Annotated in this window: 12 protein-coding genes; 4 read left to right on the top strand and 8 right to left on the bottom strand. The window is 34.4% G+C overall.

Annotated elements, in window-relative coordinates; translation table 11 throughout:
• Positions 1-2: 2 nt before the first annotated feature.
• Genes ACS8MM_RS01255 through hsdR form a run of 7 tightly spaced genes read right to left on the bottom strand, consistent with a single transcriptional unit; the run spans position 3 to position 8,742 of the window.
• Positions 3-992 (bottom strand): RES family NAD+ phosphorylase, encoded by a 990-nt coding sequence (locus ACS8MM_RS01255; RefSeq protein WP_379712205.1) that lies wholly within the window; start codon positions 990-992, stop codon positions 3-5.
• Positions 946-1,347 carry a hypothetical protein gene (locus ACS8MM_RS01260; protein WP_379712207.1) on the bottom strand — a complete coding sequence of 134 codons (402 nt, stop codon included), beginning with the start codon at positions 1,345-1,347 and terminating at the stop codon, positions 946-948. The genes ACS8MM_RS01255 and ACS8MM_RS01260 overlap by 47 nt, the downstream gene beginning before the upstream one ends.
• Before the next feature lie 12 nt (positions 1,348-1,359).
• Positions 1,360-2,664, bottom strand: coding sequence for a restriction endonuclease subunit S (locus tag ACS8MM_RS01265; RefSeq protein WP_379712209.1), 1,305 nt, complete (start codon positions 2,662-2,664; stop codon positions 1,360-1,362).
• Entirely contained in the window at positions 2,661-4,097 is a 1,437-nt protein-coding gene (locus ACS8MM_RS01270) for a class I SAM-dependent DNA methyltransferase (protein WP_379712211.1), read from the bottom strand. Before ACS8MM_RS01270 ends, ACS8MM_RS01265 begins: the two co-directional genes overlap by 4 nt.
• A gap of 2 nt (positions 4,098-4,099) precedes the next feature.
• A complete protein-coding gene (locus ACS8MM_RS01275; protein ID WP_379712213.1) occupies positions 4,100-4,732 on the bottom strand; it encodes a hypothetical protein in 633 nt (210 codons plus the stop codon).
• A gap of 2 nt (positions 4,733-4,734) precedes the next feature.
• Positions 4,735-6,354 carry an HNH endonuclease domain-containing protein gene (locus tag ACS8MM_RS01280; protein WP_379712215.1) on the bottom strand — a complete coding sequence of 540 codons (1,620 nt, stop codon included), beginning with the start codon at positions 6,352-6,354 and terminating at the stop codon, positions 4,735-4,737.
• Positions 6,355-6,357: 3 nt separating this feature from the next.
• Positions 6,358-8,742 carry an EcoAI/FtnUII family type I restriction enzme subunit R gene (gene hsdR / locus ACS8MM_RS01285; RefSeq protein ID WP_379712217.1) on the bottom strand — a complete coding sequence of 795 codons (2,385 nt, stop codon included), beginning with the start codon at positions 8,740-8,742 and terminating at the stop codon, positions 6,358-6,360.
• 234 nt (positions 8,743-8,976) lie between these two features.
• Between hsdR and ACS8MM_RS01290 the strand changes: the two genes are divergently transcribed.
• The 3 genes from ACS8MM_RS01290 (at position 8,977) to ACS8MM_RS01300 (ending at position 10,549) form a co-directional block, all read left to right on the top strand.
• Complete coding sequence (locus ACS8MM_RS01290) at positions 8,977-9,501, top strand: helix-turn-helix domain-containing protein (RefSeq protein WP_379712219.1); 525 nt, start codon at positions 8,977-8,979, stop codon at positions 9,499-9,501.
• Between the two features lie 117 nt (positions 9,502-9,618).
• Entirely contained in the window at positions 9,619-10,026 is a 408-nt protein-coding gene (locus ACS8MM_RS01295) for a hypothetical protein (RefSeq protein ID WP_379712221.1), read from the top strand.
• A gap of 109 nt (positions 10,027-10,135) precedes the next feature.
• Positions 10,136-10,549, top strand: coding sequence for a hypothetical protein (locus ACS8MM_RS01300; protein WP_379712223.1), 414 nt, complete (start codon positions 10,136-10,138; stop codon positions 10,547-10,549).
• Between the two features lie 133 nt (positions 10,550-10,682).
• Here the strand turns inward: ACS8MM_RS01300 and ACS8MM_RS01305 are convergent, their stop codons facing one another.
• Positions 10,683-11,954 carry a putative phage abortive infection protein gene (locus tag ACS8MM_RS01305; RefSeq protein WP_379712225.1) on the bottom strand — a complete coding sequence of 424 codons (1,272 nt, stop codon included), beginning with the start codon at positions 11,952-11,954 and terminating at the stop codon, positions 10,683-10,685.
• A gap of 287 nt (positions 11,955-12,241) precedes the next feature.
• On the opposite strand from ACS8MM_RS01305, the gene ACS8MM_RS01310 reads away from it, so the two are divergent.
• Positions 12,242-14,497 (top strand): CocE/NonD family hydrolase, encoded by a 2,256-nt coding sequence (locus ACS8MM_RS01310; RefSeq protein ID WP_379712227.1) that lies wholly within the window; start codon positions 12,242-12,244, stop codon positions 14,495-14,497.

Genomic DNA, 14,497 nt, shown 5'->3' on the forward strand with positions numbered 1-14,497 from the left:
ATTTATGAGTAATTGATTGTTTCTTCTAATTGATTTTTTTCAATTAATTCTTCCCATAGAATATTAAAATTATCTAAAGGATGATTTTTTGTACCGTATGTTTTACCAATTCTTTTTAATTTAAGTCTGATTCTATTATTATCAATTTCTAAAATTTCAAAAGTTTGAATTTCATAAATTGAAAACATCATTCTTGCATGATTTGGTCTAAATACTAGATTGTAATTTTTTTTATCCCTTTCAATACTGGAATAAATCATACCATGCATTTGCTTAAGAGCTTCTCCCATTTGTATATTTTTCATCATACATTTGGTAACAGCTACACTCAATTTGTAAACAAACTTGTTTTTATCATTTGTTTTTAAATGAAATAAATCATCTAAAAAAACATCTAACTTTTTAAACTCACTACTTCTGTTTTCAAAATCATAGTTAGCAAACATATTATTTTCTTTCAAATCATTAATTTGAGATAAATATTGAATTCCAATATGATTTATTCTTGAACCATTTTCAACAAATGGGAATTTTTCTTTATCTTTTAAATTAAAACTTGTAACTGAAATAAAGTCTCCAACTTTTGGCCTGGATTCAATAATAGCAGTTTCCCAACTAGTTGAACAATAGAGTAAACTTTCTCCAGCGTCATTGCACCTTCCTATTGGTGTAAATTTAGCAGGTGGATTCCAAAATTCACCTTCATGACTAAACTCCTGTAAAACACCCTCCCTTAAGTTGCCTTTTAGCTGATTATGAGTTCTGGTTCTATAAAAACCTGAAACTCTAAAATTTGGCCAAAAAGAAGTTTGATATCCTCCAATAGAAGTTATTTTTCGTTCAACAATTTTTGTTAACTCAGTTGTTTTTAAAAACCTCGAAAGGATAATTAAATCATCAAATTCAGGTAAATGATTTTTATTGAAAAAATATAAGACTTTATATTTACAAACTTTCCAACAACTTTTTAAAATACTTTTTTCTATTCTCACCAAAATATATCTTATAATCTTCTTTTTCTAGCGTATAACTCTTATCATTATTACAGTAATAACAAGCTAAAACACAAGTGTCTTTAGAATATATATTATCCTTATCTATCTCTAATACAGACCCTCTACTTCCATTACCTCTAACAGCTCTGGTTTTTAAAACCTTAGCATCAATTAATCTTTTAATATCATGTATTGATGTTTCACAATAATAACATCTGCACTCATACTTTTTTAATTGCTCAACATACCAATTAGCAAAAGCATCTCTATTATTGTAACTAAAATGTTTTTTACCATTATATATTTTTCTAACTCTTTTTCGCTGTTCTTCGTAATATTCGTTTAAATCCATTGTAATTATTTTTTAAACTTCTACCTCGTTCCCCTGCAACGCCTCTCGCAATACCTGTTGCAACAACTTTTCATTATACCCTTGACTTTCTTTGATGTTTTGCTCTAATCCATCACAAAACGCCATTAACTCTTCTAACTTGGCTACGATTTGTTCTTGTTCGTGAAGTGGTGGGAGAGGTATAATCATATTTCTAGCTTTAGCCATACCAAAAACTGGATATGATGTAGTGCTCTTTTTATCTAATAATTCTTTTTCAGCAATTGGACTTCCTAAGAAATAATATAAATAATCAGCTCTAATAATTTTTCTGTTAGCTTGTATTAAAATGACATTTGCAGATAAAGTATATTCAAAAGGTTTTGGTAACAATACTGGTTTCCCTAGAGTTCCTATTTTACCAAAAATAAAATCTCCATCTTCAAGCACATATCTATTTTTATGTTCTTCCAAAACACTTAAAGAGACTTTTCGAGTAGAAGTAAAATCAATCGTACCGTCTTTTTTAATATCACTCATCGCAACATAAGGAATACCATCTTTACTTTCTGGTGGAGTTCGATGACTTGGTTGTGGGTCAATATAATTTGCTAAATCATTACCTCTACACCAAGCCCAATGCTCAGGAATTTCAAAAGGAATTTCATCTTCTGTAATCGGTGGTAATTCTTTTTCTTTTTTTAGCTTTTTCTCAGCTATTAATTGTGCTTTCTCGGCTTTTATTTTGGTTAACAAGTCGAGACCGCTCTCTTGAGATGCTGAAACGAGTTCAGCATGACAAAGTTTACCTTGCATCGCTTCACGCAAAAAAGCCTGACGCAGTTGCTTTATTAGGTCGAGTTGGTGGTTTAGTTCTATATTCAATTCGACTTTAGATTCTTGCATATTAACAAATTGAATTTTAGCTTCAACTTGTTTATCAATATCAAAGTATGGCAATTTATAATTTCCAAAAGCTTTTAAACCAATTGCTTCTTTAGAAGTTCCTGCTTTAGTATTCTTTACAATATCATCTTTAAACTCGTTAAAAATCATATGGTAAAACTTTAAATCAATTGGCAATTCATTTTGATTTTTGGGAGTAATTATAAAACACAAATCACTTGCTATGAATTTACCATTCACATAATGCGTTCTACCTAATGAACCAGAAGCTGCTGCTGCAAAGACCAATGCCTCACAATCATGTGTGTATTCGTTATGCGTTTTCCATTCAGATGAAGCAGTTATAAAATCAAATTCGCCTTCAGTGCATTTTGAACTTTGTAAACTTCCCTTTTCAAAATGAAATAAATCATCAATTCTCATTAAACTCATTTCACCGCTTCTTTTAATTGGTTTAATAGTGCATTGCTTTTTGCAAAAGAAGTGTGTAATAGTTCCATTAATTCTGCACTATTGTATTCGTGTACTTCTTCTTGCTTCGTAGGGTTTTTAATATCTAAATCGTAATTACGGTCAATGATGGTTTGGATATCTATTTTCCAAGCAATATCACTTTCTTTACGGTCGTTCCACCAGGTTTTTATGGGGTTAAACTCTTTCGCTTGTATCGGTTTGGTTTTGTTGTAGGCTTTTTGTCCTTCAGGCAAACGGTGTTCGTAGTACCATACTTCCTTGGTAGGGGTACCTTTGGTAAAAAACAACAAATTGGTCGCTACGGTAGCATAGGGTTGAAACACGGAGTTGGGCAAACGGATAATGGTGTGTAAGTTACATTCTTCCAATAACTTTTGACGCACGCGTTGTTTTACACCATCACCTGTTAAGGAGCCATCAGGTAATACAATACCGGCTCTTCCGCCTTGTTTTAATAAATGAATCATTAAAATCAGGAACAAGTCGGCACTTTCTTTGGTTCTAAAATTCTGCGGGAAGTTGTTTTCGTTGTTATTGGCTACAATACCTCCAAACGGTGGGTTGGCTAAAATAGCGTTTACACGGTGTTTTTCGGTAAAGTTAGACAGTGGTTGGTCTAAGGCATCACCAAAACGGATGTTTGGCACTTCCATATCGTGTAAAATCAAGTTGGTCGTCGCTAATAAATACGGTAGCGGTTTGTATTCCCAACCCATTACATTTTCAGCTATACTTTTGCGCTCTTCTACGCTGTTGGCTTGTGCTTTTAAATGCTCAATGGCACAGGTTAAATATCCACCGGTTCCACAAGCGGGGTCTAGTATTTTTTCACCTAATTGAGGGTTAATCATTTCGGTAATAAAACTCGTAATGGCACGAGGCGTGTAAAACTCCCCACTTTTACCTGCGCTTTGTAGGCCTTTTAAGATAGTTTCGTACAATTCCCCAAAAGCATGACGGTCTTTGGCAATGTTGAAGTCAATTTCATTCAACTTGTTCAACACCTTACGAATGTTGATACCACTTTTCATGTAGTTGTTGTTCCCTTCAAACACCTCACGTACAATCAAAGCACGGCGGTTGCCTGAACTTACGTCAATATTACGCAACGCAGGAAACAATTTTCTATCTACAAACTCTAGCAATTCATCGCCTGTCATCCCTTCATCATCGCCTGCCCAATTGCCTTTTTCCTTCACCCAATGAAATTCATCAGGAATAGGCGACGTATAATTGTCGTCTAGTAATTCTAATTCTTTGTCTTTATCCGAAAATATTTTTAAAAACAACATCCAACCGAGTTGTTCTATACGTTGGGCATCACCGTTTAGACCAGTGTCTTGCCACATTATGGTTTGTATGGATTTTAGGATGGAGGGTATGTTACTCATAATTATAATTGCCAAATATGATGTTGGGCTTGTTGATTTTCTTTACTTATTATTTTTATATTATTTTTTCCTTCTAGTTGATTTATTCTATCTTGAAGTTCATCAATTCTTGATTGAATTAGATTGTTGTCTACATTTATTGCAATAAATAATGCTCTTTGGTAATTATAGCGTGTTACAAATTCATTCAGCTTTTCTAAATCCTTAAATATTTTTTCACCACTAATATTATGTTCACATTTAACTTCAATAGCAAAAGGATGGGAATTAGCGTTTCCGGGAGAATGCATAAGTAAATCAGGAGCAAATTCACCACTTAAAGGATTTAAACCAAGTTTTTGATTTAATTCAATAATTTGCATTTTATGTACTTCTGCTTGCAATTTTGTTCCTTCAAGAAAAGTTGGATTATCTTGACGAACTTCATCAATCAGCACTCTCAATTGATGATAAAATTCATAACAGAAAACTCTTTCACCATATCTTTCAAAGTTATTATTATTTATTCTCCCTAATCTATATGCAAAAGCATCTCGAAAAGTTTGAATATTATGATAAGTCGTTTTATAGTATGAATCTTCAACTCTTTCTAAAGACTTTATTACTTGTTGTTCAAATAAATCTAATTCATCCATCTTTATACTTTTGAAATTTGTAATTGATTTAAATTTAATGGATTGACCAGAACTCTATAACCTTGTGGTGTAGAGCCTGTCGAAAATATTGTTTGCCAAAATTGATTGTTTTGTTTTCCACCAAATACAGTGTTTGACAATTCATTATTAGTCCAAAGAGGCAATTCAGAAAGATTTACAACATAGTTTCGAATATTATTCCACAAAGTATCAGAAAACTCATACTGAAATAGTTTTCTTTCATCAACAGGATGTCCTAATGATATGAAATGCGTTTGTATGATCTGACTTAAATATTTTAACCAATTGTATAGAATTTCTTCTTTTGCCATACGATAAGCTCTCATATGTTCTTCTGGTAAAATTTCATTTTTTTGAATTTTACTTTCTAATTGAGCAGTACCAATTTCAAAATCAAATTTTCCTATAAAAATTTCCTCCGCTATGATATTCATCAATTTTACAATTTGTGATTTCTCAAGACTTCTTGGATTGGTTCCTTCTTCGAGTTTAAAAGAAATGGGAGTGTCTAATAAATCTTGATATATGAAAAATGAATAAAATGTTTTTTCTATAGAACTATATGACATAGGTTTTTCCTTTGCACGACCACCTAAATCAACATATTCCATCAGTTTATTTTCTGAATTTCTCGTTACACCATCTCGAACTGAATCTAGAATGTATCTTTTTAATTCTCGTGATTCACCTTTGAAATAATTTACAAGTTCTCTCTCTGAAAAATTAAAATTATCTTCTTCTAGAGTCAATTCACTTTGGTATCTTTTAACCCTGTCAAAAAACAATGTATTTCCAAGATGTCTTTGTATTGATTTGTCAAATGCAACTTGTTTTAATACAGTTCCTGCTCTAAAATTTGTTAAGATTATTAAGTCTTCATTCGGGTTTATAAAAATACGTACAGGGATTTCTTTAACATCCAATATAACTTGAGCTGCTGCTTTATGTTGACCATCAAATATTTTTACGTAGGCATCTGAAGTATTGTTAATATCTATCCATCCTAAAGAAATATGTAATTGTGGATTACCTTGATAAAACTCATCTATTAATTTTGAAATATTACTTCCAATAGATCTAGGGTTTAGTTTATCATCGTGAAAAACATATTCAATAGGCAGTACTGCAAAAAAATAATCTAAACCACTTAATTTATCTTTATAAATTGGAGCTTTAACAACTGAGTTATTTCCACTTTGAGCTAAAGAATAAAGAATATGATTGTCTTCAATTTTAAAAGTTAATTTATATTTAGAACCTTGCTTAGTTTTTAATATGTCATTCAAATTTGGACTTCTATCTTCATTTTCTTTTAAGTTATCTTGAATTTTTTTGAATCGATGAAGAATTCTAGCTAATTTTAAGTCAGACGCTTGTTTTGATCTATTTGCTGATGCAAATGTTAGTGCAAAATTACTTGGGTCGTCTTTTCCACCCATTTTTGATGGAATGACATGGTCAATATCAAGTAAGTCTTTATGCAAGATTTTATCAATTGCATCTTCACTTATAAAACATTTACCATTTTGGATTGTCCATAAGTCATTAATTAATTTCTCTCTATCTCCAGAGGAAAGTCTTGCTAAATAATTTGAAGCCATATTTTATGCTTTTCTATACAATTCGTTTTCTAATTCTCTTACTGCTTCTAAGTATTGTTGTTTGTTTCCGAAATGGCTAATAATTTCAATAGGTGAGCCGTAGTCATCAAATGGTTTGACGCGCAATACTTCAATACTTTCTATATTTTCTACCCCTTCATCGGCATATTTATCTAAAAGTGTTTCCAATACTCTACGCGCTTGGTCGCCATATTTCGTAAAGTAGTTGCGTTTTTTTACATTGTTGGCTCTCTGTTTTCTTGTTAATGGAGGTTGGTCAAAGGCAACATGGCAAATCAAATCAAACAAATCCAATTGTTTGCCCACTGCATCATATAAAGCTTCCACCATAACTCCTTGCTCTTGTAATTCTTTTATGATGGCTTCCTTTTTATCGGCTTTATTCCATGTCATTAAAAAATCATCTAATGAAGTAAATTTTTGCTGAATGATATTTTTGGTATAATCTTTTAGACTTATGGTAATTGGTTTTCCATTGCTATCAAAGTACAGTTCTCTGCTTACTAATATTGAAACATCAACTCCATTAATATATTGTTTTGGCTTTTTTTGGTATTCATCAGAGGCAGTAAAAGGTTCTCTTACCACAGGAGGGGCTATCACAATTTCTGAACCAGTTACTTCATCAATTATTGGTAGCTCTTCGGTTTCTTCTTCATCAATTATAGTTTCTAAATCAGTGGTTTCAGTAATTGGTTTTACACGTAAAGGATGTCCATCAAACTCTGGATCTGCAAAATTATCTGTAGCATTTCTGAAATCAATTATAGTAAAATATAATTTATCAAATTCTTCATTAATTCGGGTGCCGCGACCTACAATCTGTTTAAATTTGGTCATAGAATTAATGTTGGCATCCAAAACAATTACTTTGCAAGTTTGAGCATCAACGCCGGTTGTCATTAACTCTGAAGTTGTAGCAATAACTGGGTATTTTTCTTCAGGGTTTATAAAATTGTCTAATTCCCGTTTACCTTCATCATTGTCGCCAGTAATTTGCATTATGTACTTATAATTTTCAGAAACCAAGTCGGCATTATTTCTTGCCAAGGCATTGCGCATGCGTTCGGCATGGTCAATATCTACACAAAATACGATGGTCTTTGCAAAACGATCAAAACCTTTTAGATATTCGGTTACTTTTTTTGCAACTGTATCTGTTCTTTCATCAATAACTAAACTTCGATCAAAATCTTTTTTATTATATATACGATCTTCAATTTCGTTACCGTCTTTATCGATTTTGCCTTGTTCTGGTCTATATCCCTCAGCATCTACATTCAAGGCTACTCGAATTACTTTGTAGGGTGCAAGAAATCCATCATCTATGCCTTGTTTTAGAGAATACGTGTACACTGGGTCTCCAAAATATTCGGTATTACTTGTTTCTTTAGTTTCTTTTGGAGTAGCAGTTAAACCAACATGGGTGGCATTTTTAAAATAGGTTAAAATTTCTCTCCAAGCACTATCTTCTTTAGCACTTCCTCTATGACACTCATCAATGATAATTAAATCGAAAAAATCAGGAGAAAACTGTTTGTAAGCATTAGCATCTTCGTCTGAACCAGATAGACCTTGATAGAGTGCCAAGTATATTTCATAACTTTTATCGATCATACGGTTTTTAACCACCGTCATTTTGTCTTTAAAATGTTTAAAATCACCACGCTTGGTTTGGTCAATCAAGGCAGTTCTATCTGCCAAAAATAAAATTCTTTTTTTTGCTCCACTTTTCCAAAGTCTATGGATAATCTGAAAAGCGGTATATGTTTTTCCTGTTCCTGTCGCCATCACTAACAAAATCCTGTTTTGTCCGTTAGCAATCGCTTCAACAGTCCTATTTATAGCAATTTGCTGGTAATATCTTGGCTTTCTTCCTGAACCATCAGAAAAGTATTTTTGTAAAGCAATCTTTTCTCCTTCAGGAGTAACAATGCCTTTGTAGTGTTTGTATTTTAACCACAATGCTTCTGGAGAAGGAAAATTCTCTAAAGATAATTCAGTTTCGATAAAAGCATTAGTAACAGTTCTGTCGTGATACACAAACCCATCTCCATTACTGCTAAATACACTTGGTATATCTAATATTCTGGCATAATCTAAAGCTTGTTGAATTCCAGCTCTTACAGAGTGTTTGTTATCTTTTGCTTCAATAATTGCAATTGGGTTATCTTGATAGTATAATATATAATCAGCCCTTCTGCGTTCACCTCTAGTAGTCAATTTACCACGAACATAAATTTTGCCATCTGTGAAACTAACTTCTTCAAGTACTTGATTCTGAAGATTCCATCCTGCCTTTAGAATTGCGGGTGTTATATACTTTGAACAAATATCACGTTCTGATAATTTTTTTTTATCAAGCATTGAAAGCAAATTTTAGTATCCCTCAAACATAACTATAAAAAAAGACTTACACAATCACCATATCTAGGTATTTTCATGCCAATTTGATTCTCAAAAAACCTGTGGCAAATAAAATTCTCAAAAAAAAGTTGCCACGGATTTCGTGGCAATAATTTTTTCAAAAAAAAAGTTGCCACAGAAAAAAGTGTGGCAAACTATTTGGGATAAAAAAAAATTGCCACAAAATTGTAAGCAATGAAAGAAAAAGATTCACTCACAAAAATACTGGGAATATCGCAAGGAGAACTAGCCATAATCCTGGGAGTAACAAGAACACAATGGTCCATGTACGAATTAGGACAAAGAAAGCTGCCGCCGCATGCCGTATTCGAACTGAACAGCATATTGCACTACATTCAGAAAAATGGTGCCAAAAAAATGCCGGTTCAGGATTTTATGATCGAAGAGGAGCAAGGATTCTATGATTTGCTGCACAAGAAAATGCTGGAAAATGAATTAATAGGGGAAAAGCTGGACAGGAATATAGAAAAAGCACAACTATTATATGAAGAAGGGCTAGCCGCATTACGACTTGTGGAATATCTCGAGGCACAACCCGAAAATAAGCGGACAGCCACGATACAGAATGTTATTCAATGCAGAGCGAGGGCCAGGTTGAAAAGAAACCAAAAATTGTTAAAAAAGTACCAACATGATAAAGAATTACTCCAATTGCAAAATACGTTCATTAAAAAAGAAATGAAAAAATTTAAAAAATAATCTACTAATAATCAAGCGCTTATAATTTAATGCGTACGTTTTTTATGATTTTTTTAAGTTTTTGGCACGCAGTTTGTTTGTAGGAAAAGTAATATTAATCATTTAAAACGAATAGACATGGCTTATTCATTAGACAAGTTGACATCGGCAACAGATTGCGATGTAGTATTAAGTTCAGTTCAAAGAGAAAAAAGGGACTTAGAATTTAAAAAAATTGGGGACGTGAGGTTCACGGAGAATTTTGGTTTTAATTCGGTTGAAGTACAAGCAGAATTACAAGTAATTCTAGCGGAACTAGCTGGATGTGAAATTGCACTAGGAATGCTCGTTCCGGGCAAGAAAAGGGATGCTGAAATTTTGAAAAAAGCCAACCTTGAGCACAGAAAATTTGTGATAGAACACAAAAAGAGCGGAGTGGCCTTAGTCGAAAAAGAACTGGAATTGGTTTGTATCGACAAAAAGTTGGAAGAGTACAATGCTTTCATCGCGGCGGTTACTGCTCACAAAGCGACTTTGCCGAACTAAGTTTCGCAAGAAAAAAAGAAAAGGGGTTTCATCAGCCCCTTTTTTGGTTGTATTAGGTAAAGCCTAAGCGTGAATCGAAGAAAAAATTAGAAATCAAAAAACGTACGATATGTATTCAATATCCAAAATTACACAGACATCCGATTGTGATGTAGCATTGAATTGGGCTCAGAAGGAAAGAGACATTTTAGCCCAAAAAAAGAGTATAGCAGAAAAAACAACGCTTCAGCTTGGTACCACTGCAGAATCCATCGAAGTGCAACTTCAAAGACTGCCATCCGAGTTAGCGGCTACGGAATTGGCGATTAGTTTACTACCGGATGGACAGTTAAAAGAGGCTGAACTCAAACGTAAAGTCCGACTGGAGTACAAAAAGTTCCAGTTGGAATCCCGCAAGGAATCGCAAAGTTTTGTAGCACTAGTGAAAAAAGAAGTACAAGTACAACTAATTAATAAGAAATTGAAAGAGTACGACGCTTTTATTGCTGCTTTAAATGCGCACAGAGCTACCTTGCCGAACTAAGTTTCGCAAGAAAAAAAGAAAAGGGGTTTAATCAGCCCCTTTTTTTGTGGGGTATAGTTTTTGATGTACTTATTTATATATAAAACTTTAAACTCAACATGATTTTTTAATAAAAACTAGGTAGTGCAGAAATTTATGAATTAACTATATCACTGTCTCCCATTTCAAATAAATCATCATTATAACCTAATACTTTGTATTTTGCCACCAATTCTTTTAATTTCTTCATTACAAATGTTTCTTTGGGCAAATCTCCATGCCAAAGGTTATGAATCATTCTGTATTCTGTGAGGAAATTATTTCGATCATCTTGCCAAGCTCCACCATATTTTGCAAGCCAATTATAAAACAGTAAAGCTTGTTCATGGTTTGATAATTGTGCTCTCAATAATCTCAAATAATTTACTTTTTCATCTTTTTTAACGATAGTTTCATCATAATCAGCAACAAATTTTACCATGTGAAAAAGATGTCTGTAATAATGACCTAAAAAATTGGAATGACCTTTAAACGCTGGTATATTAATTGGTATATCCTGATTAAAACTAAAAACATCCTTTGAATATTGACTTTCTTGAATATTAAATAAAATATCTTCAAATTTTTTTGAGTTTTCATCTGTAAATTTTCCAGCAAGAGATTCGTAACCAGTTAAGCCCCAAAAATAAATTTCATATATTTTTTGAAAAGTTGTAAAATTCAATTCTGGTGTATCTGAAACTTTTAGTTTATACATCATAAATTCAAGTTCTTTTAACATTTCAACAAAAGCATTTCTTTTGGTAACTGTATAATCTTTATAGGTATAAGATATTCTGAAGTTTGGTTCTTTATCATCAGATGACCCCATACTTTTAATAATTGGTTCTTGATGTGAAATTCTTTTTTTTGCATCAATTTCAATTTCATTGACATTCTCTTTGTGTAGTCGTAACATTTCATAGAATTGACTTTCAAATTGTTGTTTTTGATGATTTTTATCTTGTTTTTCTTGGTCAGTTTTAATTTGTTCTTGGGTAGTATTTACATCTTCTTTGAAAATTTGTATTTGTAATTTGTTAGCTCTGTATTGCATATAAAAGGCAAGTCCAGTAACTATAACAGCTGATAAATTTATGAAAGGACTCATTAGACCACCAATGGTGTCACCAATTGGCCCTGTTTGTGTAAAATTAAAGTCAGATGAAACACTAGTACGTGTAAAAATAAAAGGGGCTGATAAAGAAAATAAGATTAGACTGATGGAAATTAATATCAGAAATATATCCAAACTACTTAATTGTGAACCAAATTTGTCTACTTTTTTTTGAAGGAAAAAGCGATAAATGATCCAACTTATGCCATAAGTCGTAGAAAAAAAAATTATAAGGAATAGTACACAGACTAAAATTGAAATGACCGTCATAGTGAAAATATTATGAATTGTATCAGTATAATCTAGAAGGAAAACATTTAAATTAAATGGTTTGATTTCTTTTTTACTGATATTATTTTTTTATTATTTTGATTTGTAAGCAAACTTAACAGTTAATTCCTTACAAAACAATAAAAAGTAGTTTTGAAGTTTGTTGATTTAATTGGTTCAAATAAATAGTAGATATATCCTATTGCTTTCTTTTTTTCGTTTGATTAGTATCCAAAGCGTAAGAATTTATCACTACTTTCGCTTGCCAACTAAAAAACAACAATCGCATGAAAAAGACCCTACTGCTGCTCCTGGTGAGTTGCACCCTAACCGGATGGGCACAAAACATTCCGTTTCCCAAGGAAAAGTTTACCGATAGTACCGCCATTGCCCAAAACATGGTCACACTAGCCGAAAAACTCATTCCGCTGTACCAAAACAAAGACAAAAAGGCCTACCTCGAGAATAGGTTTCGCCTGGAATTTTTGGCCAAAAGTTACCCTGCCATGGAGGCAACGCTCAAAAAATTAGAGATGGAAATGGTCAAAGATAGCGTGCACATCAGCAGTTTTGGTTTCGGTCAAAGGGTGTATGTAAAAACTAGTAGCCAAAAACCCAAAAACCAATCGGAATTCACCACGGCATTCAAAACCTTTTTTGATTCCTATTATGATACCATGGATATGGAAAATCAATGGTACGTTGATGATATGTACAACAGTTGGGTGGATGTGTTCAAAGATCGGTTTGCCAGCCAACTCAAAGCGGCGCAAGCCAAAGACAGTATTAGCATCAACGAAGCCGTAGCCTTGTGTAAATCGTATTCCAATGTACAGGCCTATGGAGGGACTTTAGCATTGGCCAAGCAATGGATCGCCAAAAAAGTAGCCGAGAAGTATGTCATTGATGAGAATATCCTCATTACTTTACCGAACGGAAGTACCATTGCCGGAACCCTGGTACGCAGTAGCAAAGTCACCACACCCCAACCCGTGGTGATGCTCTATAACATTTATGCCGGTATCGAATTGGGACTGTGCAAGGAAATCGCCAGTAGGGGCTATGTGGGCTTTATAGCCAATACCCGAGGGAAACGACTGAGCAATGACCCGATCGAACCTTTCGAGCACGACGGCGACGACGCCTATGCCATTCTCGACTGGGTGAGCCAACAACCGTGGTGCAACGGGAAAATAGGCATGTACGGCGGCAGTTACCTGGGCTTTAGCCAGTGGAGTGCAACCAAAAAGCTACACCCCGCACTCAAAACCATCGTGCCTCAGGTATCCGTGGGTATCGGTATCGATTACCCAATGCACAATGGGGTTTTCATGGGCTATGCCTTGTCGTGGATTCGTTTTGTAATGAACAACAAACTGACCGATGATGCCGATTTCGACAATAGCGAAAAATGGGCTAAGATTTATACGGAGTACTATCAAAAGGGCGCCAGTTTCCGCTCGCTAGACAGTATCGAAGGCAGTGTGTCGCCCATCTTCCAACGCTGGTTGGATCACCCGAGTTACGACAGCTATTGGCAGAATATGGTACCACAAAAGGAGGACTATGCCAAAATCAACATTCCGATACTCACCACAACCGGGTATTACGATGACGACCAATTGGGGGCTTTGTCCTATTACAAAGAATACCAAAAGTGGAACAAAAGCAATAACTATTACCTGTTGATTGGTCCGTACAATCACGGAGGGGCACAAGCCTATCCCAGAAAAGTATTGGGGGGCTATGAAATCGATGCGGCAGCGCAGATCGATATCAACCAACTGGTGTTTGATTGGTTCAATTATACGCTGAAAGACGGGAAACGTCCGGAATTGCTGAAAGACAAAGTGAACTTTCAAGTGATGGGGAAAAACGAATGGCAACACGCAGCCAGTTTGGAAAAAATGCACAACAGTACACGTACGTTCTATTTGGGTAGCCAAAACAACCAAAAGGTATTGCTCCACCAATTGCCCAAAAAGCGCAGTGCAATTACCCAAACGGTAGATTACAAAGACCGAAGTGAAATCAACATTTACAAAAAAAGCGATGTGTGCAATTTCCCGGCGGTAATCAACAAAGAGTTGCTCCTGGAAAAACAATTGATGGTGTTTGAAAGCGAACCGCTGGAGGAAGCCATCACGATTAGTGGTGCCTTGGAAGCGGCGTTGAAAGTGCGATGCAACAAAAAAGACATTGACATAGCCTTGCAGCTGTATGAAAAGACCGCCAATAACGACTACTTTGCACTTACGAACAACCTGCAACGCGCCAGTTATGCCAAAGACCGAAGCCAACGCCAATTGTTGCGTCCGAATACGATAGAAACCATCCACATGAAGAATACCTATACGATTTCGAAACAGATTGAAAAGGGGAGTCGTATTGTGATTGTGTTGGGGATGAACAAGAACCCGAACTGGGAAGTGAACTACGGTACCGGAAAGCCGGTGAGTGAGGAAACAATGGCCGATGGGGAAGTGCCATTGGAAATCGAATGGTTCAACGACAGTACGATTACGCTTCCAATTTTGAAATAA

It is taken from the genome of Flavobacterium sp. MAHUQ-57, from assembly GCF_051908335.1.
Taxonomy (GTDB): domain Bacteria; phylum Bacteroidota; class Bacteroidia; order Flavobacteriales; family Flavobacteriaceae; genus Flavobacterium.